Source organism: Polaromonas sp. P4_F6, assembly GCF_056401275.1.
The window spans coordinates 185,343-204,674 of the sequence record NZ_JBFUJQ010000001.1 but is presented as its reverse complement, the minus strand read 5'-3'; the positions used below and the strand labels follow the sequence as shown (position 1 = coordinate 204,674).

The 19,332-nt window shown below is 64.3% G+C and carries 18 protein-coding genes; 4 read left to right on the top strand and 14 right to left on the bottom strand.

The window, feature by feature from the left end:
* Positions 1 to 252: 252 nt before the first annotated feature.
* The 4 genes from AC1DUN_RS01060 to AC1DUN_RS01045 all read left to right on the top strand — a co-directional run bounded on the left by AC1DUN_RS01060 (position 253) and on the right by AC1DUN_RS01045 (position 2,304).
* Positions 253 to 750: a hypothetical protein gene (locus AC1DUN_RS01060; RefSeq protein ID WP_477712330.1), complete on the top strand. Its 498-nt coding sequence runs from the start codon at positions 253 to 255 to the stop codon at positions 748 to 750.
* A 219-nt stretch (positions 751 to 969) separates the two neighbouring features.
* A complete protein-coding gene (locus tag AC1DUN_RS01055) occupies positions 970 to 1,353 on the top strand; it encodes a DUF7668 domain-containing protein (protein ID WP_477712329.1) in 384 nt (127 codons plus the stop codon).
* Between the two features lie 80 nt (positions 1,354 to 1,433).
* Positions 1,434 to 1,634 carry a hypothetical protein gene (locus tag AC1DUN_RS01050; protein ID WP_477712328.1) on the top strand — a complete coding sequence of 67 codons (201 nt, stop codon included), beginning with the start codon at positions 1,434 to 1,436 and terminating at the stop codon, positions 1,632 to 1,634.
* Between the two features lie 277 nt (positions 1,635 to 1,911).
* Complete coding sequence (locus AC1DUN_RS01045) at positions 1,912 to 2,304, top strand: hypothetical protein (protein WP_477712327.1); 393 nt, start codon at positions 1,912 to 1,914, stop codon at positions 2,302 to 2,304.
* Between the two features lie 76 nt (positions 2,305 to 2,380).
* Here AC1DUN_RS01045 and AC1DUN_RS01040 read toward each other — a convergent pair whose 3' ends face one another.
* The 14 genes from AC1DUN_RS01040 to AC1DUN_RS00975 all read right to left on the bottom strand — a co-directional run bounded on the left by AC1DUN_RS01040 (position 2,381) and on the right by AC1DUN_RS00975 (position 19,327).
* Positions 2,381 to 3,121 (bottom strand): substrate-binding periplasmic protein, encoded by a 741-nt coding sequence (locus AC1DUN_RS01040; protein ID WP_477712326.1) that lies wholly within the window; start codon positions 3,119 to 3,121, stop codon positions 2,381 to 2,383.
* 287 nt (positions 3,122 to 3,408) lie between these two features.
* Positions 3,409 to 3,834 carry a dihydroneopterin aldolase gene (locus tag AC1DUN_RS01035; protein ID WP_477712325.1) on the bottom strand — a complete coding sequence of 142 codons (426 nt, stop codon included), beginning with the start codon at positions 3,832 to 3,834 and terminating at the stop codon, positions 3,409 to 3,411.
* Positions 3,835 to 3,848: 14 nt separating this feature from the next.
* Positions 3,849 to 5,240 (bottom strand): L-serine ammonia-lyase, encoded by a 1,392-nt coding sequence (locus AC1DUN_RS01030; protein ID WP_477712324.1) that lies wholly within the window; start codon positions 5,238 to 5,240, stop codon positions 3,849 to 3,851.
* Between the two features lie 92 nt (positions 5,241 to 5,332).
* The gene (purU, locus tag AC1DUN_RS01025) at positions 5,333 to 6,193 is read right to left on the bottom strand and encodes a formyltetrahydrofolate deformylase (protein WP_477712323.1); all 861 of its coding nucleotides are present in this window, start codon (positions 6,191 to 6,193) and stop codon (positions 5,333 to 5,335) included.
* Between the two features lie 96 nt (positions 6,194 to 6,289).
* On the bottom strand, positions 6,290 to 7,492 hold the full coding sequence (fdhA, locus tag AC1DUN_RS01020) for a formaldehyde dehydrogenase, glutathione-independent (RefSeq protein WP_477712322.1): 1,203 nt from the start codon (positions 7,490 to 7,492) through the stop codon (positions 6,290 to 6,292).
* 235 nt (positions 7,493 to 7,727) lie between these two features.
* Positions 7,728 to 8,810, bottom strand: a complete 1,083-nt coding sequence (locus AC1DUN_RS01015) for a GlxA family transcriptional regulator (RefSeq protein ID WP_477712321.1) — start codon at positions 8,808 to 8,810, stop codon at positions 7,728 to 7,730.
* A gap of 8 nt (positions 8,811 to 8,818) precedes the next feature.
* Complete coding sequence (locus AC1DUN_RS01010; RefSeq protein ID WP_477712320.1) at positions 8,819 to 9,691, bottom strand: ABC transporter permease; 873 nt, start codon at positions 9,689 to 9,691, stop codon at positions 8,819 to 8,821.
* Positions 9,684 to 10,721 (bottom strand): quaternary amine ABC transporter ATP-binding protein, encoded by a 1,038-nt coding sequence (locus AC1DUN_RS01005; RefSeq protein WP_413325355.1) that lies wholly within the window; start codon positions 10,719 to 10,721, stop codon positions 9,684 to 9,686. The genes AC1DUN_RS01010 and AC1DUN_RS01005 overlap by 8 nt, the downstream gene beginning before the upstream one ends.
* A 208-nt stretch (positions 10,722 to 10,929) precedes the next feature.
* On the bottom strand, positions 10,930 to 12,030 hold the full coding sequence (locus tag AC1DUN_RS01000) for an FAD-binding oxidoreductase (RefSeq protein ID WP_477712319.1): 1,101 nt from the start codon (positions 12,028 to 12,030) through the stop codon (positions 10,930 to 10,932).
* A 57-nt stretch (positions 12,031 to 12,087) separates the two neighbouring features.
* Entirely contained in the window at positions 12,088 to 13,344 is a 1,257-nt protein-coding gene (locus tag AC1DUN_RS00995; RefSeq protein ID WP_413325350.1) for an aromatic ring-hydroxylating oxygenase subunit alpha, read from the bottom strand.
* A gap of 13 nt (positions 13,345 to 13,357) precedes the next feature.
* Entirely contained in the window at positions 13,358 to 14,125 is a 768-nt protein-coding gene (locus AC1DUN_RS00990) for an electron transfer flavoprotein subunit beta/FixA family protein (RefSeq protein WP_477712318.1), read from the bottom strand.
* Entirely contained in the window at positions 14,122 to 15,234 is a 1,113-nt protein-coding gene (locus AC1DUN_RS00985) for an electron transfer flavoprotein subunit alpha/FixB family protein (protein WP_477712317.1), read from the bottom strand. The genes AC1DUN_RS00990 and AC1DUN_RS00985 overlap by 4 nt, the downstream gene beginning before the upstream one ends.
* Entirely contained in the window at positions 15,231 to 17,117 is a 1,887-nt protein-coding gene (locus tag AC1DUN_RS00980; protein ID WP_477712316.1) for a (Fe-S)-binding protein, read from the bottom strand. Before AC1DUN_RS00980 ends, AC1DUN_RS00985 begins: the two co-directional genes overlap by 4 nt.
* A gap of 149 nt (positions 17,118 to 17,266) precedes the next feature.
* Positions 17,267 to 19,327: an oxidoreductase gene (locus AC1DUN_RS00975; protein WP_477712315.1), complete on the bottom strand. Its 2,061-nt coding sequence runs from the start codon at positions 19,325 to 19,327 to the stop codon at positions 17,267 to 17,269.
* Positions 19,328 to 19,332: the final 5 nt, after the last annotated feature.

Sequence of the window (19,332 nt, the reverse complement as noted above, 5' to 3'; positions counted from 1 at the left end):
GTGATTCCTGGTCTGGAAATCCCGGTACTGGACCGGGATTTCCCTTTTTTTTTGAAGGCGCTTAGCGTGCCTCGGCTGTGCGCCGCCAAGGTCTTGGGAAAACACCCACTCGGCCTCGCATGCCGTTGGCGAGTTCACCATCGTGCTCGATACTGTTGAATTCCGTCGAAATCTGAATGGGCGACGGTTGTGTGCCTAGGGGGGGATGGCCTTCGCACTGCCTACCCTGACATGGATCATAAGATACGAACTATGCAGATTGAACTACGCATTAAGGCTGTGCAGGATTTCCTGATCCGCACGTACGATCCCTACGAAGACGATGTGCGCTCCATCTTGACGGACGTTTGTCGAGCAATCGGATCGCAGGGTGAATTTGTGGTTTCTGGTTTTGGCCAGGAGAGTTGGCCGGTGGATGTGGAGACCGATCTGCCGGTCTTCTTGGAGCAATTGCCGTCAGCACTTCGCGCGGTTCATGAAGGAGCGATGGTCGAGATCGATTTCTACGAACAAGGTATCGAACGCTCTCTTACGCTGGAACCAGCGGATGGGACGTATTGGGTTACATGTAGGAGTCGAGCGGCCTGGCAACCTAGTCCCGCAGTCGAACGGATTCTTGGTGAAGACCTTGAAGAAATGCTGTTGACAGCAAGGGAGGCGTTTATGTCCACGTTGGCTGAAATGGCACCGGAATTAGCTAAACACCCATGGATGCTGCAATGGCTGAGAGGTTTGAGAGACGTGGACTAATACGCAAACGCGAATGATTGAAACTGCATATCCAATGGCTAGGTAAAAATGATGGAACCTCAAATTCAGATCGTCGGAGAATCCATGGATACCGATCGCGGTGGGCTTGTTACCGGTATTGTGTTTTTTGCTTTTGATGCCTTTCAGTTTCCAGGGTCGAAAAACCACGTGGAGGTCCTGCACTGATTGTCACAGCGACCTTCATTCCGGGAGAAGCCGATGAGCAGCACAGTAAAAGTTTTGAAGGATGGGCAAAATCAAACACCAATCCCATCGGCATGGAGAAGCACCTTGTCTGCGGTCGTCGAGGCATTTCAAGATGGAGATTTTGGCCTCGTGCGTCGAGTTCACGGGGTTCGCCCTATATCTGCAGAGAACGCCGCGAGAATTGCCGCCAATATAAAGTCATATGGTGCTCGTTTGACGAAATTGTCGGAAGGCACATGGCAGACGTCCGCATGTCAGTGGATGCGAGGTTATTGGGATGTCTTGGTTGATTTGTACACGGTGGAAGAAGGATGCAGTGACCTGGCTTTGGTTGTGCGTGTTTATGAGGAAGGCCCGGAATACGCGTTCGAAGTTCAGTCGGTACATGTGCCGTGAAGTGCACATGGTTTTCGGCCCTAGGGTGACAAGATAGGAAATCCTTCGAGCGGCAATGATCCACATTTTCCAATCAAACCTTGAAACACAATATGAATTCAAAAAATGAACCTCGTGTGTACGAGCTTGCCAGTGGCGAAATTGCCGTTTGGCTTGAACCTGGTGGGCCCATCTGTTTGAAAACCTTTGGTAAATTTAAAGACCCCATTGAGCTTGCAGAACATGAAGCAATAGAACTCGCTGGAGTGTTGACCAGGCTTGTCCAAGAGCAACGGGGATAGCTGGAGTAGACAAGCCTCTTGGACTCCGTCAACAAGGCTTGCGGTGTCGTCATTAGCGAACCCGCTACCCCAACACCATCTCAGCTGCCAGCAACCGGCCTATGCCGCCGAGGCTGTCACCTGTGCCAGGATACGAGGATATGTATTGGCGTTGGGTTCACGGAAACAAGCAAGCGATGAAACGGTCGACAGGGAAGCCTGAAAAAGGTCGAGGCGATACGCGTGTGCCGCTTCCGCCGAACTCAACACCCCCACCGCGTCGACACAAGGAGTTTTTATGCATGCATTGCCAGACGACTTTGACCTTCAACTACTTTCCGGTTGTTATCTGGAAATGATTGGTTTTGGACCAAGCATCACAAAACTTGATTTCTCCCGTCCACAAAGGGCTCCAGGTGCGACGCCATACAAGGTCTCGTTTTGTGTCGAAGCTGGGTTGTCTTACCGGCTCGCAGAGACTTCTGGGATGCGAAAATTCTCGGATCCCGCCACGTGCGCACCGTTAATCGGCCTGTTGCTGCAGGACGTGACGGCGGTGACTCGTGTTGGCAGTTCCTCCCTCGAGCTTGCATTTGGTGAGGTGGGCGTCATCACAATTGAAGCGGACGGCGATGCGGAGTTTGAGTCTTATTCGATTTACCTGAATACAGGGGATGTGATCGTGGTGTGACGTATCGATGTGTCACTGATAGCCCTCAAACTGAAAAAGCTACAAAGAACCATCCCACTTATGTTTTCTTGCCCACCTACCGTATCAACGGAAAAGTCCGAAAGTACTCCGCCTCCAGCTGCGCCGGATCCAGCTTCTTGAGCGCCGCGTCAAACGCATCGCGTATCTCCAGCCCCGCGGGGCTGCGCTTGAAGCAGACATGCAGTGTCAGCTGCGCGATGGGCCTGGGGTTGAACACCACCTGGTCGGCGCCGCCCAAGCGTGACAGGGTGTAGTTCAGCACGTTTTTGTCGATGACGATGCCGCGTATCTTGCCTTCCCTGAGCTTTTTGACGTTTTGCGCGTCGCTGGTGCCGGCCTCGACGGCCTGGCGTTTTTCCTTGATGGCGTTGTCGAAGGCTTCGCCGTTCACATAGCCTTCCACCACACCGAGCTTGTAGGGTTCAAGGTCAGAGATGGTGTTCCAGGTGATGGGTGCGCCTTTCAAGGTCGCCACGCCCAGCAGGCTGGTGCCTATGGATTGGGACAGGTGGCAAGCTTGCTCCCGCTTGGTGTTGAAGTAGACGGGAAAGTAGCCCTCGTAATTGGGATCTTTTTCGCCCCTTTCCACGGTGGTGGCCCAATCCGAGGAGGCGCTCATCAAGCGGTAGCCGGCGCTCTTTGCCACCACGGTGGCAACGCGGGTCGAGAGCCCGTCCTGCGGCAGCAGCTGGCCGTTGTAGGGCGGCCATTCCAGCGTGGCCAGGCGCATCACTTTGGCGGTGGGCGCCCCAGGGGTGGCAAAGCTTGTCTGCGCGTGGCAGTTCAGCGTGGTCAAGGCGGTCAGGGCGCAAGCTGTCCAGGTTGCGCGAGCCAACAGAGAGTACGAAATAGGATTCATAAAAATTCCTCAGGCTCTACCCTCAATGAACACAAAAGATTACAAATTTGTGAGCCCGAGCCCATTGTTCGGCGGCCTTGGCAGGCGCAGTGGTGCGGGGTGGACGCGAATTTGTCCAAACCCGACAGCGGCACGAAGCAGGAAGGGGAAGGGGGAAGGCGAAGAAGGTGAAGGGGGAAGGGCGGCCGCTGTGACGGCCTGTCGCTTCGACCAGGCGCGCGACGCTAAGGCCGGGTCGCCATAGCCTGCTGGTGCTGCCGCTGTTCCTCGAACTGAAGCCGCGTGATGTCGCGCTCCAGCCCCACCAGACTGGCCTGGGGGATGGCTTGCGTCTTGTACAGGCCCACCCAGACATCGGTGATCCGGCTGTCGGCAAACACGCGGCTCACCAATTCGTTGAGGCGTGTTTCGAGTAAGGGCGTGTGCGCGCTCAGCGGCCACTCGTCGAGCATCCAGCGGCAGATCGGCTCGTAGTCAAAGCATTGCGCCAGGCTGGAGGGATGTGCCTCCGCCAGCCCGCTGATGCGCAGGCTCACCAGAATCGGCTGGAGTTCATGCTCATGCGCGTACACACCGACGCGCAGCCGGGTCTCCAGCGACTCGACACGGGCCGTCCATCGGGAGCGCGGCGCCATGGACGGTTCACCCATGCTTTTTTCAAACACTAGCATTCAACAATATTGACCGCCAGCCCGCCGCGCGCGGTCTCCTTGTACTTGGTCATCATGTCGGCGCCGGTTTCGCGCATGGTCTTGATGACCTTGTCCAGGCTCACATGGTGGGTGCCGTCGCCGTGCAAGGCCATGCGGGCCGCGTTGATGGCCTTGACCGAGGCAATGGCGTTGCGTTCAATGCAGGGGATCTGGACCAGCCCGCCTACCGGGTCGCAGGTCAGCCCCAGGTGGTGCTCCATGCCGATTTCGGCCGCGTTTTCGACCTGCTCGGGTGTGCCGCCCATGACGGCGCACAAGGCGGCCGCGGCCATGGAGCAGGCCACGCCGACCTCGCCTTGGCAACCGACTTCGGCGCCCGAGATGGAGGCGTTTTCCTTGTACAGCATGCCGATGGCGGCGGCGGTCAGCAGGAAGTCGATCACGCCGCCGGGCGTGGCCGTGGCGACAAAGCGCGTGTAGTAGTGCAGCACGGCCGGCACAATGCCCGCCGCGCCGTTGGTGGGCGCCGTGACGACGCGGCCGCCCGCGGCGTTCTCTTCGTTCACCGCCAGGGCATAGAGGTTGACCCAGTCCAGCACCTGCAGCGGGTCGCGCAGCGAAGCCTCCGGGTTGGAGCGCAACCGCTGGTGCAGCTCGGCGGCGCGGCGCTTGATCTTGAAGCCGCCGGGCAAGACGCCCTGGGTGCGGCAGCCGCGCTCCACGCAGGCTTGCATCACGTCCCAGATCCTGTGCAGGCCGGCGTCGATCTCGGCATCGCTGCGCCAATGGCGTTCATTGCGGCGCATGAGTTCGGCAATCGAGATGCCGGCGCTTTTGCATTGCTGCATCAGCTCGTCGCCGCTGTGGAAAGGGTAGGGCAGCACGGTGACGTCGGGCGCCAGCACTTTCTGCTTGCTGCCGTCGGCCGCCACTTCATCGCTGACCACAAAACCGCCGCCCACCGAGTAATAGCAGCGGTTGAGCAGCTCCTCCCCCGCGGCGTCGTACGCGATGCAGCGCATGCCGTTGGGGTGAAAGGGCAGGGTCTCGCGGCGGTAAAACGCCAGGTGCTCTTTCTCGCGGAAGGCCACCGCGTGCCGGCCCCCCAGCTGCAGCTGGCCCGTGCTGCGTATCGCCTCCAGCATCGCCGGAATGGCTTCCACGTCGACGTTTTCCGGGTCATGCCCTTGCAGCCCCAGCAGCACGGCCTTGTCGGTGCCGTGGCCTTTGCCGGTCGAGCCCAGCGAGCCATAGAGCTTGACCTCCACGCGCGCGCAGGAGGCCAGCAGGCCCTGGTGCGCCAGGCGCTCGGTGAACAGATGGGCAGCCCGCATGGGGCCCACGGTGTGCGAGCTGCTCGGGCCTATGCCAATCTTGAAAATATCAAAAACACTGACAGCCATGGTGGGGGATCTTCTGGCGCGGTGCGCCTGGATAAAAAATGGAAGAAATGAGGGAATGGATGAATCAGCCCGTCCGCTGGGGCCAGTGTGCCCTAACGCAGCACCACGGTTTTCATGCCGTTGATGAACACCCGCCGCTCCAGCACAAAACGCAGGGCCCGCGACAGCACCAGGCTTTCCACCAGGCGGCCCGCCTGCGACAGGTGTTGCGGTGTATCGGCGTGGTCCACACGCTCGACCGACTGCTCGATGATGGGGCCCTCGTCCAGGTCGGTGGTGGCGAAGTGGGCGGTCGCGCCTATCAGCTTGACGCCCCGGTCGTGGGCCTGCTGGTAGGGCTTGCCGCCCTTGAAGCCGGGCAGGAAGGAATGGTGGATATTGATGACCCGGCCGTGCAGCTGCCGGCACAAGTCCTCCGACAGGACCTGCATGTAGCGGGCCAGCACCACAAATTCGGCGCCGGTGTCCGCAATCAGCCGGCGCAGCTTTTCTTCCTGCGCGGGTTTGGTTTCGGCGCTGATCGGCAGGTGGTGAAAGGGCAGGCCCTCGGCCTCGGCCAGGGGCGCCAGGTCGGCATGGTTGGAGGCAATGGCCACAATGTCCATCTTCAGTTCACCGCGCCGCCACTGCGCAATCAGCTCGCGCAGGCAATGGTCGAACTTGGACACCATGACCAGCACGCGGGTGGGTTGCGCCAGGTCATGCAGCTGCCACTGCGCTTGCGGGAAACCCTTTGCCAGTTCGGCGAAGGCGCCGCGCAGGACTTCGACCGGGCTGCGCAAGCTGAAAACGCTGCGCACAAAAAAGCGCTCGGTCGTGTGGTCGTCAAACACCGAAAACTGCTCGATATACGCCCCATGCTCGTTTAACAAGGCGGAGATGGCCGCGACCTGGCCCTGGGCGCTGCCGCAGGCCAGGTTCAGGCAGAAATGGGTGTTGGTATCCGGGGTCATGGGCGCGGGAAAGTTGGCAAGAGGATGTTTGTGGCTGGCTATATGGCTGAAGGGCGGGATTCACGGCACCGGGGCCTTGCCCCGGCGCCGTGAAAATCAGGCCGCTTTCTTCAGTTGCTGGTGCGGGTCGATGACGAATTTTTTCGGCGCACCGGCATCGAAGGCGGCGTAGCCCGAGGGCGCTTCGTCCAGCGATATCACCTGCACGCCCACCACATCGGCGATCTGGATGCGGTCCCACAAAATGGCCTGCATCAGCGCGCGGTTGTATTTCATGACGGGCGTCTGGCCGGTGAAAAAGCTGTGCGATTTGGCCCAGCCCAGGCCCAGGCGAAGGCTGAGCGAGCCGGTCTTGGCGGCCTTGTCGACGCCACCGGGATCCTCGGTGACATACAGGCCCGGGATGCCGATCTTGCCCGCGGCGCGCGTGACTTCCATCAGCGAATTGAGCACCGCGGCCGGCGCTTCCGTCTGCGAGCCCGCGTGGCCGTGGCCGCGCGCCTCAAAGCCCACCGCATCCACGGCGCAGTCGACTTCCGGCGTGCCCAGGATCTGCGCGATCTGCTCGCCCAGGGGGGCATCCTTGGACAGGTCGACGGTCTCGAAACCGACCTTGCGCGCATGTTCGAGGCGAGACGGGTTGATGTCGCCGACGATGACGACGGCCGCCCCCAGCAATCGCGCCGAGGCGGCGGCGGCCAGGCCGACCGGGCCTGCGCCCGCCACATACACCGTGCTGCCCGGGCCGACCCCGGCCGTCACCGCACCGTGGTAGCCGGTGGGCAGGATGTCGGAGAGGCAGGTCAGGTCGCGGATTTTTTCAACGGCCTGCGCACGGTCGGGGAACTTCAGCAAATTGAAGTCCGCATAGGGCACCATGACGTACTCGGCTTGACCGCCTATCCAGCCGCCCATGTCGACGTAGCCATAGGCCCCGCCCGCGCGGGATGGGTTCACGCTGAGGCACACGCCGGTGTGCTGCTCCTTGCAGGTACGGCAGCGCCCGCAGGCCACATTGAAGGGAACGGACACGATGTCGCCGCGCTGCAGTGTTTCGACGTCGCGGCCCACTTCGAGCACCTCTCCGGTAATCTCATGGCCCAGCACCAGGCCGGCCGGCGCCGTGGTGCGGCCGCGCACCATGTGCTGGTCGGAGCCGCAGATGTTGGTGGTGAGCACCTTCAGGATCACGCCGTGTTCGGCCTTGCCGCCCAGCGGGTTGAGCAGTTTGGGAAACGGGATGGACTGGACTTCAACCTGGCCCTGGCGCAGGTAGACGACACCGCGATTAGCTGACATTCTGGGTCTCCTTGTGTTGGTATGGAATGGCTTGCCCGGCTGCCGCATCCGGCGCGTCGCATCTCAAAGGCAGGAGGGCGTCCTTGCTTGCAGCTTCATGCCCCTTTCCTTGTCAAAGTGAAATCGCGCGGTGCTACGGCACCACTGCACTTTTACAGGTTGAGGCTGCGCAACTTTGCTGGGAGCGACGCGGAGTTGTCCCGCAGCGGCAGGCGCGTGGCCGCTGGCGCGCGCTTCAGGCGGCGCGTTTGAGGGGCACCACGCGCTTGCGCGAGGCCCTGGCGCGCGCTTCGCTCTCGCCCACCTTGCCGCGGCGCTCCTCGCTGGGCGCATGCCCGAACAGGCTGCGGTAGGCCTTGCAGAAATGCGAGGACGACTGGAAGCCGCAGGCCACGGTGACCTGCATGATGGGGTGGCTGCTGTGCGTGAGCAGCTCCTGGGCGCGACGCAGCCGCAGGTTCATGTAGTACTGCGCCGGGTTGATGCTGAAGTAGCGGTGGAACAGGCGCTCCAGCTGGCGCAGCGAAAGCCCGACGGCGCCGGCCAGCTCGGCCAGGGGCAGGGGGTCTTCAATGTTGGCGGCCATGATTTCGGCGGCCTCCGTCAGGTGCTGGTAACCCGGGCCTATGCATTCGGGCTGCGGGATGCGCTGGCGGTCGTTGCTGGCGCGCAGCCGCTCCACGATGAACTGTTCGGAGATGTCCATCACCAGCTTGGCGCCGTGGGCGCCGCGTATCAGGTGCAGCATCAGGTGCAGGGGGGCCGTGCCGCCGGAGCAGGTCATGCGGTCGCGGTCGAGGATGAAGACCTCGGGCGCGAAGCGCACCTTGGGAAACTCCTCGCTGATGGCCGCCAGGTTTTCCCAATGGATGGCGCAGCGGTAGCCGTCCAGCAGCCCGGCGCTGGCCAGGGCGAAGGAGCCCGTGCACAGCGCGCCCATGACCGCGCCACCGGCGGCGCAGCGGCGCAGCAGCTGGCGCACGCCGTCGTTCGTGACGCTGCGGATGTTGACGCCGCCGCAGACAAAAATCATGTCGCAGCCGGCCAGCTCGGCCAGTTCCCCGGTCGTCGCCAGCGCCAGGCCGTTGCTGGCCACCGCGCTGGCCTGTTCGGGGTTCACCACGGTCCACCGGTACAGCGGGCGGCGGCTGATGTAGTTGGCCATGCGCAGCGTTTCCACGGCGTTGGCAAAGGCGATCATCGAATAGTCGTGCAGCAGGATGAAGCCGACGTGGGTGCCGTCTTTTCGGGGCTGGCCACCGCCGGCGCCAACGGCGGTTGGCAGCGGTGGTGGCGGTTCAACCGGAACGCGTGGCATGGGTACTCCTAGCTGTCACTGCTCTCGCGGGCCACGCCAAAACTCTCGGTGAGGCGGTCGAGGATGATGGCCAGCAAAACCACCGCCAGCCCGCTCTCGAACCCCAGGCCGATGTCCAGTCGCTGGATGCTGGCGAGTACGTCGTTGCCCAGGCCGCCCGCCCCCACCATGGAGGCGATGATGACCATGGACAGCGCCATCATGATAGTCTGGTTGACGCCGGCCATGATGGTCGGCAGGGCAATCGGGAGCTGCACCTTGAACAGCAGCTGGGTGGAGGTGCAGCCGAAGGCATTGCCCGCTTCGACTTGTTCTGAGCTCACCTGGCGTATGCCCAGGCTGGTCAGGCGCACCACGGGCGGCATGGCGAAGATCACGGTGGCGATGATGCCGGGCACCCGGCCCAGGCCGAACAGCATGGCCGCGGGGATCAGGTAGACAAAGGCGGGCATGGTCTGCATGAAGTCCAGCATGGGCCGTATCGAGGCATTCACACGTGGCGCGCGCGCGCACCAGATGCCCAGCGGTATCCCGAAAAACAGGCTGATCAGGGTGGCCGAGAGCGTGAGCGCCAGGGTGACCATGGTTTGCAGCCAGAAACCGGTGACCACGATCAGCGCCAGGGACAGCGCCACAAAGGCGCCGAACTTCCAGCCCAGCCGGCGCACGCCCACTGCCGTGGCCACCAGGATGACCAGCCAGAAGGGCAGGGCCAGCATGCCCATCTCGACCCACGTGGCGAATTGTTCGACCACCACGCCTACTGAGTCGAAGACGGCGGCGCCATGGTCCAGCAGGTGTTTCACCCCGGCGTTGACCCACTTGCCCAGGGGCAGGACGTCGTGCGAAGCCTGGGTGATTTGAGAAAGCAGATTAGACATGGCGGGCCTCTTGAGCCATTCGGACGAGCAGGCTGCGCGCGGAGATGCAGCCCAGTAATTGGTCGGTGGCGTCGAACACGCCCACCGGTTGGTCCATGCCCAGCACAATCTTCATGGCTTCGGGCAAGGTGGTGTGGGACGGCAGGCGCGGCCCGCCGTTGTAGGAGTGGCCGTTCAGGCCCGGGTCCAGCAGGTCGGCCGCGGTCAGGTAGCGCGAGGTGTCCACGCCTTCGAAAAAGCGCCGCACATAGTCGTTGGCCGGCTGGGTGATGATCTGGTGGGGCGTTCCTTCCTGCACCAGGTTGCCGCCTTCCATGATCGCGATGCGGGTGCCTATGCGCAGGGCTTCTTCGAGGTCGTGCGAGACGAACAGCACCGTGCGCTGCTGTTCGCGCTGCAAGTCCAGCATCAGGCCCTGCATCTCGACGCGCTTGAGCGGGTCCAGCGCCGAGAAAGCTTCATCCATCAGCAGGATGTCGGGGTCCACCGCCAGGGCGCGCGCCAGCCCCACGCGCTGCTGCATGCCGCCCGACAGCTGCGAAGGGTACTTCGCCGCGTAGGTCTGCAAGCCCACCTGGGCCAGCACTTGCATGGCCCGGTCCTCGCGCGCCTTGCGCGGCGTGCCCGCCATTTCGAGGCCGAAGGCGGCGTTGTCCAGCACATTGCGGTGCGGCATGAGCGCGAAGGACTGGAACACCATGGCCACCCGCTTGCGCCGCCACTTGACCAGGTCGCACTGCGGCAGGGCGGTGATGTCTTCGCCGTCGATGTTGATGGAGCCTGAAGACGGCTCGACCAGGCGGTTGATGAGCCGGATCAGGGTGGACTTGCCCGAGCCCGACAAACCCATGAGCACGTAAATCTCGCCCGGCATGACGTCGAAGCTGACTTTGTTGACGCCGACGACGTGCCCGGTCTTGGCAAACACTTCGTCCTTGCTCAGGCCTTCCCCCAGCAACTTCACGGCTTCTGAAATATTGCTTCCGAAAATCTTGTAAAGATTTCGGACGCTGATCTTGGGTTTTGTCATCGTATGTCTCCGGGGGAATTTCACTGCATGTTTCGGTTCTTTTTATGAGCAAGCAGCGTGCCACGATTTTGTCGGGCGCAGGGGTTTCAAGCTATAGGGTTTGTCCATGGAGGACCTCGATTTCTGCCGTTAAACGCCAAAAAAATTTGCATAACTTCCAATACGTGTTCAAAGCGATTCTTGATTCGGTGCATGCACGTTTTTGAGCTCACCGATCCAGTGCGACATCACTCACGGGTTTGCTGCAGCAAGGCAGGATCCAGCCCTGGTCGATCTCGCGCGGGCGAATGCCGCCGGCGTGTTTCATCTCGACCTGGCCGGAGATCTTTTTGGTTTTGCAGGTGCCGCAAATGCCGCTGCTGCAGGAGGACGGCAGGCGCAGGCCCGCGGCCGTGGCCGCCTGCAAAATGGTCTGGTCGGCGCGGCACGGGAAGGACTGGCCCATCTTCTGCAGCTGGATGCTGTGCGTGGCGGCGGCGCTGTCGCCGTTGCCATTGCCCTGCGCTTGTGCCTCGGGCTGCGCCTGGTCGGCAAACGAAAAACTCTCTTCGCGGTAGTGCCGCATGTCGTAGCCCGCCGCCGCCAGCAGCTGGCGCACCGCCGCCATGAAAGGCGCCGGGCCGCAGGTGTAGACGTCGCGCTGCAGGAAGTCGGGCGCGATGTGGGCCAGCCGCGCCGCGTCCATGCGACCGATATGCCCGGCATAGGCGCTGCCCGGCGTGTGCTGCTCGCACACCGTGGCCAGCCGCAGCTGCGCCATGTTGCGCGCCATCAGGGTCAGCTCTTCGGGGAACAGCACGTCCGCGGGGCTGCGCGCGCAATGCGCGAACACGATGTCGGCATCGCTGCCCAGGTCGTGCAGCGCGCGGGTCATGGACATCAGGGGTGTGATGCCGCTGCCGCCGGACAGGAACAGGTAGCGCTGCGCCGGCGCCTTGAAGCAGCTGAACTCCCCGGAGGGCCCGATCACGCCCAGCGTCATGCCGGCGCGCAAGTTGTCGTGCAGCCAGTTGGACACGGTCCCGCCCGGCACGCGCTTGACGGTGATGCTCACCAGGTCGGGGCGGGTGGGCGTGCTGGACAGCGTGTAGCAGCGGTTGATTTTGCTGCCCGCGATGTCCAGCTCCAGCGTGATGAACTGGCCCGGCAGGTAGCGAAAGCTGCGCGGCCCCTGCGCTGCCAGCACAAAGGTTTTGACGTCGTGCGTTTCCTGGCGCACCTGGACGCAGCGCAGGGTTTCGTCCCGGTCGGAAGACCAGGGCGGGGAGGCGGGCGCCGCGAAGTCAGGAGCGTGAAGAGAAGTGGACATGGGGATGGGCCAGAACGCTGGGAATGTAGTCGGGTGTTTACCGGGATCTACCGGGATCTACCGGGTCAGGGCACTGAGGCGGTTCACATACCAGTTGCAGAATTTTTCGACCAGGCCTTCGGTGTACGGTGAATACGGCCCGGGCTGGTAGGCGCCGGTGGCGATGCCGATTTGCGACTCCTCCACCAGGCGGCGGTCCTGCGCATTGGTGGCATTCCACACGGCGGTCAGGTTTTCCACGGTGTAGTCCACACCCTCCACCGCATCCTTGTGCACGCACCAGGTGGTGCGGACCAGGGTTTTGGTGGCGGAGATCGGCAGCACCGAGAAGCTGACGATGTGGTCGCTCATGAAGTGGTGCCAGGAGTTGGGCTGCGTCCAGAACGACAGGCCGCCCAGCGCCGGGTCGACAAAGTCGGCCAGCAGTTTTTTGGAGGCGACCTCGGCGTTCATGGTTTGCGACTGGCCGGAGCGGTCTATCGGCAGGCGCTGGGTGCGAAAGCCCGTCACCCTGTCGTCCAGGGTGTCGATCTCCGCCGAGGGCAGGCCCATGGCTTCCCAGCGTTTGTGGCTGGCGTCCATGATGTCCTGGAACTGTTGCTGCCCGGCGGCGTTGTGCTCGTCCGGTTTGTAGCCGAATCCGTACTCGTACAGGGAGATGGTCAGCTCGGGGTGGTTGCTCATGCAGTGGTAGCACTCCCGGTTGTTTTCCATGGTGAGCTTCCAGTTGCAGTCTTCCACGATGTCGACCTGGGCCGCCACCTTGCACTGGCTCAGCTGGTGGGGCGCCAGGTAAGGCGTCATCTCCGCCACCATCTGCTCGAAATCTTCGGGCGGGTTTTCCGCCAGGCAGATAAAAATCAAACCCGCCAGGCTGCGCACATGCACCGGCTTGAGGCCCAGGCCCGAGGCGTCGAAGTCATCGCCCATGTGCTTGGCGTGGATCAGCTTGCCGGTCAGGTCGTAAGTCCATTGGTGGTAGGGGCAGACGATGTTGCCGACCACGCCTTGCCGGCTGGCGCACAGGCGCGAGCCGCGGTGGCGGCAGACATTGTGGAAGGCCCGCACCTGCATGTCGTCGTCGCGCACGATCAGGATGGAGTTCTTGTCGAAGTCCACGGTGATGTAGTCGCCGGCTTCGGCGATCTGCGGCTCGACGGCGACGAAGATCCAGTGCTTGCCGAAGATGTGTTCCATGTCGGCCTGCAGCACCGTGTCGCTGAGGTAGAACGGCGCCTCCAGGCTGTAGCCTGGGCGGCGGCGGGCCAGCAACTCGCGGGTCAGCAGGGTTTGCGCGGAAAGGGTCTTTGTCATAGTGGGCGTTTCGTCAAAAATGAACAAGAGAATGGGTGCGCAGGTAGTCCAGTACCGCCTGCGCCTTGGTGTGCGGATCGCCTGCTTGCAGCACGGCGCCGCCCGTCGAAGGTGATTCGATCGCGCCCAGCATGCGGGCGTGGCCGCTTTGCTGGGTGCGCGCCTCCAGCAGCTTGCGGCGCTTGCTGCCGGCAACCCGCTGGCCCACGGGGGCTGATGTGGATGTGGATGCGGGCTTGGTCGCCTGCAGTGGCTTGCGCACGATGCGGCCCGCCATGGCGTCCGCCAGCGAATGGCGCAATGTGGGTGATGCGGCGGCACTGACCACCAGCACGGCCGGTGCCTGCACGCGCAGGCGGCGCCGCGCGCCCTTGGGCAGGGCCTGGGTCACGATCCAGGCGGAACCTTCGGCCTGTATGCCCAGCACATCGGCGACCACGGGGCGCTGCAGCGCGGCCGCCAGGGTATACGGCAAAACGCCGGTGCCGTGTTCGGCTTCGGAGCGGGTTCCCGCCAATATCCAGGGCACATCGCGCAAGGCCGGCAGCAGGCGTGCCGCGATGTCGGCGTCTTCGCCGCATTCCAGGACTTCCAGCAGCGGCGCGCCCAGGGCCAGGTAATCGCGGGCGACCGCATCCGGCAGCGGGCCTGCCGTCAGCAGCCGCACGGCGCCCGACATGCCCAAGGCCAGGGCGGCAGCGGCCGCATCGGCGCGGCTGCGCACGGGCCGGCCGCTGACCGCATGGTGGCGGGCTGCCACGAGTACGGTGATGTCGCTCATGCGGCCTCCTTTTGCTGGCGCACCAATTCCAGCAGCGCCCGCATCAGGGCCGCGCTGTCTTCCACCACGGTCAGGTCGGCGCGGCGCGCGATGGGCGCCGACGCGTCGAGGTTCACCGCAATGACGTGGCGGCAATCCTTGATGCCTTGCAGGTGCTGCACCGCGCCCGAGATACCCAGCGCTAGGTAAGCCGAGGCGGAGACGGTTTTCCCCGTGGCGCCGATTTGCTGGGCGCGCGCAAAGCGGCCGTCGTCCACCGCGACGCGCGAGGCGCCGACGGCGGCGCCCACTTCCAGCGCCAGCGAATGGAACAGCGGCAGGTCGGTGACGCCGTTGCCCGCGGCCAGGATGAAATCGGCTTCCTCGAGCGCCAGCGTTTTCGGGTCCCCGGCCTGCACACCGAGGTCCTCGATGCCGCGCTCGGAAACAGTCGGCACAGGCAGCGCGGGTTCGCGCACGCCGAGCCCGACAAAAGGCAGTTTGGTGCTGGCCACGCCCTTGGCCAGCAACATGACCTGGGCATGCGGGCGCAGCCAGTCCTGGCCGGCACCGGCGGGCACGCGCAGGCTGTCCGCCCCCAGCTCGACCACGCCGCAGGCCAGGCCCAGCCCGCCCTGGACGGCAAAGCGCCGGCCCAGCTGGCCGTCAAAGCCGGTGTCGGCAAACAGCCAGTGTTGGGGCGCCCAGGCGGCCTGCAGGCCTTGCAGCCATTGCACGCAGGCCGCGGGCTGGTAGCGGTTCGCCTCAAAATCCTCGGCCACCAGCAAGCGGTCCGCGCCCAGCGCGGCCACATCGTCATGGCAGGCTCCCAGCACCGCCAGGATGACTTCGGTATCGGCGGAGGCCAGAATCGCGGCCGCGGCGACCGCCTGGCGCACAGCATCGCTCAAGGCGCCGCGCTCCGCGCGGGCCACCACCATGGTGGCGCGGCTGAAGGGGCCGGCGCTGCGCACGGCCTTGGCCAACGGCGCATCGAGGCGGTTTGCGCTGATGCGTTCGCCTTCGCTGCTGCCCAGCACGATGCGGTGCAGTCCGGCGGGCGTGATGATGGCGGGCCGGCGCGGGTCTACGCGGCGCAGCTGGCCTTGGGGGGCGTATGCGGTGCTCATGCGACCTCCAATGCATGGGCCAGCAGTTCGGCCACATCGAGTACTTCGGGCCGCGGCCCCACCACGCCTTCGAGCATGGCGGTGCAGTTGGGGCAGGCCACGGCCACCACGCCTGCGCCGGCAAGTTTTGCATCGGCGATGCGGATATCGGGAATGCGGGTGGTGCCGGGAATGTCGGTAAACGGCGCGCCGCCCCCGCCGCCGCAGCAGCGGCCGCGCTCGCGGTTGCGTTCCATCTCCACGACCTTGATGCCTATGCCCTTGAGCACGGCGCGCGGCGCGTCCACTTCGCGGCCGTAGCGGCCCAGGTAGCAGGGGTCGTGGTAGGTCACGGCCTCCACGCTGCCGGCACGCGTGGGCTGGAGCTTGCCCTCGGCCAGCAGCTGGGCCAGCAACTGGGTGTGGTGCCAGACGTCGAAGTCACCACCCATGGCCGGGTATTCGTTTTTCAGCGAATGGAAGATATGCGGGTCGGGTGTCACGATGTGCTGGAAGCGGCGGGCCTTCAGCGTGGCGATGAGCTGGCGCGACAGGCGCTGGAAGCCATGCTCGTCGCCCAGGCGGCGCGCCAGGTCGCCGCAATCGGTTTCCGCCGCGCCCAGCAGGGCGATCTGCAGGCCGGCTTTTTGCAGGGTTTTGATGAAGGCGCGCAGGGTGCGCTGGTAGCGCATGTCAAAGCCGCCTTCGCCCACCAGCACCAGCCAGTCGGTCCGGCCGCCGGCATCGAGCACCGGCACATTCAGGTCGGCCGCCCAGTGGTGCCGTGCCGTGAGCGGGAAACCACCGGCGGTGTCGGTGTCGCGCAGCTGCTCCAGCACTTCCATGCCCTTGTTCGGCACCACGCCGTCCACCAGGGTCATGTGGCGGCGCATGTCGACGATGGCGTCCACATGTTCGATCAGCATGGGGCATTCCTGCACACAGGCCCGGCAGGTGGTGCAGGACCAGAGTGTCTCGCTGTTGATCAGGCCGTTGACGATGGGCAGGCCGGGCGCGCCGGCGTGCCGGCCTATGGGCTGGCCCGGGTAAGGGCTGCCCGCATAAGCGGCGTCGGTCCTGGCGCTCATGCCGACGACCAGGTCCTGGATCAGCTTCTTCGGGTTCAGCGGCTGCCCCGCCGCGAAGGCCGGGCAGGCGGCTTCGCATTTACCGCACTGCACGCAGGCATCAAAGGACAGCAGCTTGTTCCAGGCGAAGTCGGCGGGCTTGCCCACGCCCATGTCGTCCGCGGTGAGGCGTAACGGCTTGAGGGCGGTGGCGAAGCGTTTGTTGCCAAAACGCTCGGGCCGCGGATGCAGGCCCAGATGCAGCAGGCCGGCGACGGCGTGTTTCATCGGTCCGGCCAAGCCCACGCCCAAGGCCAGTTCCGCCGCGCCGGCGGCAAAGGCCAGGCTGATCAAGCCGGCCAGCCAGGGCGCCAGGGCGGTGCCGGTAAAGGCCACTGCACCGACCAGGGCCACGGCGGCCGCGAACAGCATCAGCGAATAGGGCAGGCGGCTCCACGGGCCTTTGGACAGGCGCGCCGGTGCGTTGCGGCGGCGCGAAGCCATGGCGATGGCGCCGGCCAGCATCATCAGCCCGGCCAGCAGCAGCGCCGCATCCAGTACCCGCAAGTACAGGCCCAGGCCGTAGTTCAGCGCCACCAATGCCAGCGCCAGAATGGCGCCGCCAGCCACGCCGACATGGGCCCGTGCCACAAAGGGCTCACGCGCCACCACGTCGTGCAAGTCCACAAAGTAGCGCTTGGGTATTTGCAACAGCCCGCGCAGGTCCACACTGGCCTGCCGGCCGGTTTTCCAGATGAGCGCGCGCCTGCCCATGCCCCAGGCCAGGGCCAGGACGGCAAGCCAGAAAACGGTGCTGACCAGATGTTGCAGGGCCATCTCAGCCTCCCACGGCGTCAGGCGCCGCCGGTTGGTCCAGACTGCACAACTCTGTTCCAGGGGCATCGTGGAACTGGCTTTGCCAGGCCACAGGTGCCGCCCCCTTGAGGGGGAGGCGCCGAAGGCGCTTCGGGGGGGAGCTCATCATCTCAAAAGTCCTTGCACAGGCGCAGCGAGTCGTAGATCGCCGCGTGGATGTTGTGCATGGAGACGCAGTCGCCGACGCGGTAGAGCAGGAAGTCCCCCTTGCCGGTGGCCTGGCTCAAGCCGGGCTGCGGCTGCGCGTCGTACAGGGCCTCGATGTCGGTCTGGCCCTTGTTGAGCGACAGCGGCTTGAGCTGCCAGTACAGGCCGTCATTGGGCAGTATGCCGTTTTCGATGACCACCTGGTCCACCGCGCGCTCTTCCAGCGCTTCGGTGTATTCGTTCTTCAGCACGGCGATCAGTTTGTCGCCTTCGCGGTAGACGCGTTCCAGCCAGAAGTTGGGCGTCTGGATCACGCCGCTGGCGTACAGCTGGCGGTAGAAGATCGGGAAGGTGGTGCCGCCCACATCATCGGCGACCTTGACGTCGGGCGTCACGATCTCCACCAGCTTGCCGCGCGCGGCGATGAAGTCGGCCGCGCCGGTGCCCGCATGGGTGCTGATGCTGTCGTACACCAGGACGTTTTCGCCGGGCGCGACCGCGCCCGACAGGATGTCCCAGCTGCTCACGCACAAGCCCTGGTCCGCGCCCCAGGCGGGCGTTTGCCCCATGTGCGGTGTGCCGCCGGTGGCCAGCACCACGATGTCGGGCTGCTCGGCCAGGATCATTTCCTGCGTGGCCGCCACGCCCAGGCGGCGCTGCACGCCCAGGCGCTGGGTTTCCATGTCGAACCAGCGGATGATGCCGGCCATCTGCTCGCGTTTGGGCGGCTTGGCGGCGAGGTTCACCTGGCCGCCGACGACGGTATTCTTCTCGAACAGCACGACCTCGTGGCCGCGCTCGCGGGCCACGCGCGCGGCTTCCAGGCCGGCCGGGCCGGCGCCGACCACCACCACCTTGCGGCGCGCACCCGTGGTCTTGCTGATCACGTGCGGCATGGTTTCTTCGCGGCTGGTGGCGGCGTTCTGGATGCACAGCACGTCCAGGCCGTTGTACTGGCGGTCTATGCAGTAGTTGGCGCCCACGCATTGTTTGATCTGGTCTTCCCGGCCGTCGCGGATCTTGATGACCATGTGCGGGTCGGCGATCTGCGCGCGGGTCATGCCCACCATGTCGACCATGCCGGTGGCCAGGATGCGTTCGGCCTGCGAGGCGTCGCGAATGCTTTGCGCGTGCATGACCGGCACCTTGGACACCGACTTGATGCCGGCGGCCAGGTGCACAAAGGGTTCTGGCGGCAGCGCCATGGGCGGCATGCAGTTGACCAGGGTGTTGTGGGTGTCCGCGCCGGAGCCGACCACGCTCAGGAAGTCGATCAGGCCGCTTTCCGACATGGCCTGGGCAATCTCCTTGGCCATCTCGTGGCTGATGCCGTCTTCATGGAATTCGTCGCCGCACATGCGCATGCCGACACAGAAATCGGCGCCGACCTGCTCGCGCACGGCCTGCAGCACTTCCATGCCGAAGCGCAGGCGGTTTTCCAGGCTGCCGCCGTACTCGTCGGTGCGGTGGTTCACGCGCGGGCTCCAGAACTGGTCGACCAGCTGCTGGTGCGCGGCGGAAATTTCGATGCCGTCCAGGCCGGCATCCTTCACGCGTTTGGCGGCCCGGCCGTAGTCGGCCACGATGCGGCGTATCTCTTCGATCTCTATGGTCTTGGCGTTGCCGCGGTGCACTGGCTCGCGTATGCCCGAGGGGCTGACCAGGTGCGGCCAGTCGAAGCCGTGCCAGGCATTGCGCCTGCCCATGTGGGTGGCCTGGATCATCAGCTTGGCGCCGTGCTTGTGCATGGTCTCGGCCAGCTTGGCCAGGGGCTCGATGACCGAGTTCTTCGCCAGGTTGACGGAGCTCCACCAGGACCAGGGGCTGTCGCGCGACACCGGGCTGGAGCCGCCGCAAATTGCCAGGCCCACGCCGCCCTTGGCTTTTTCCTCGTAATACCGGATGTAGCGCTCGGTCGGGTTGCCGCCTTCGGCGTACACCTCGGCATGCGCGGTGCTGACGATGCGGTTGCGCAGCAGGACCTGGTTCAGGCGGATGGGCTCAAACAAATGCGGGTAGCGCATGGCGA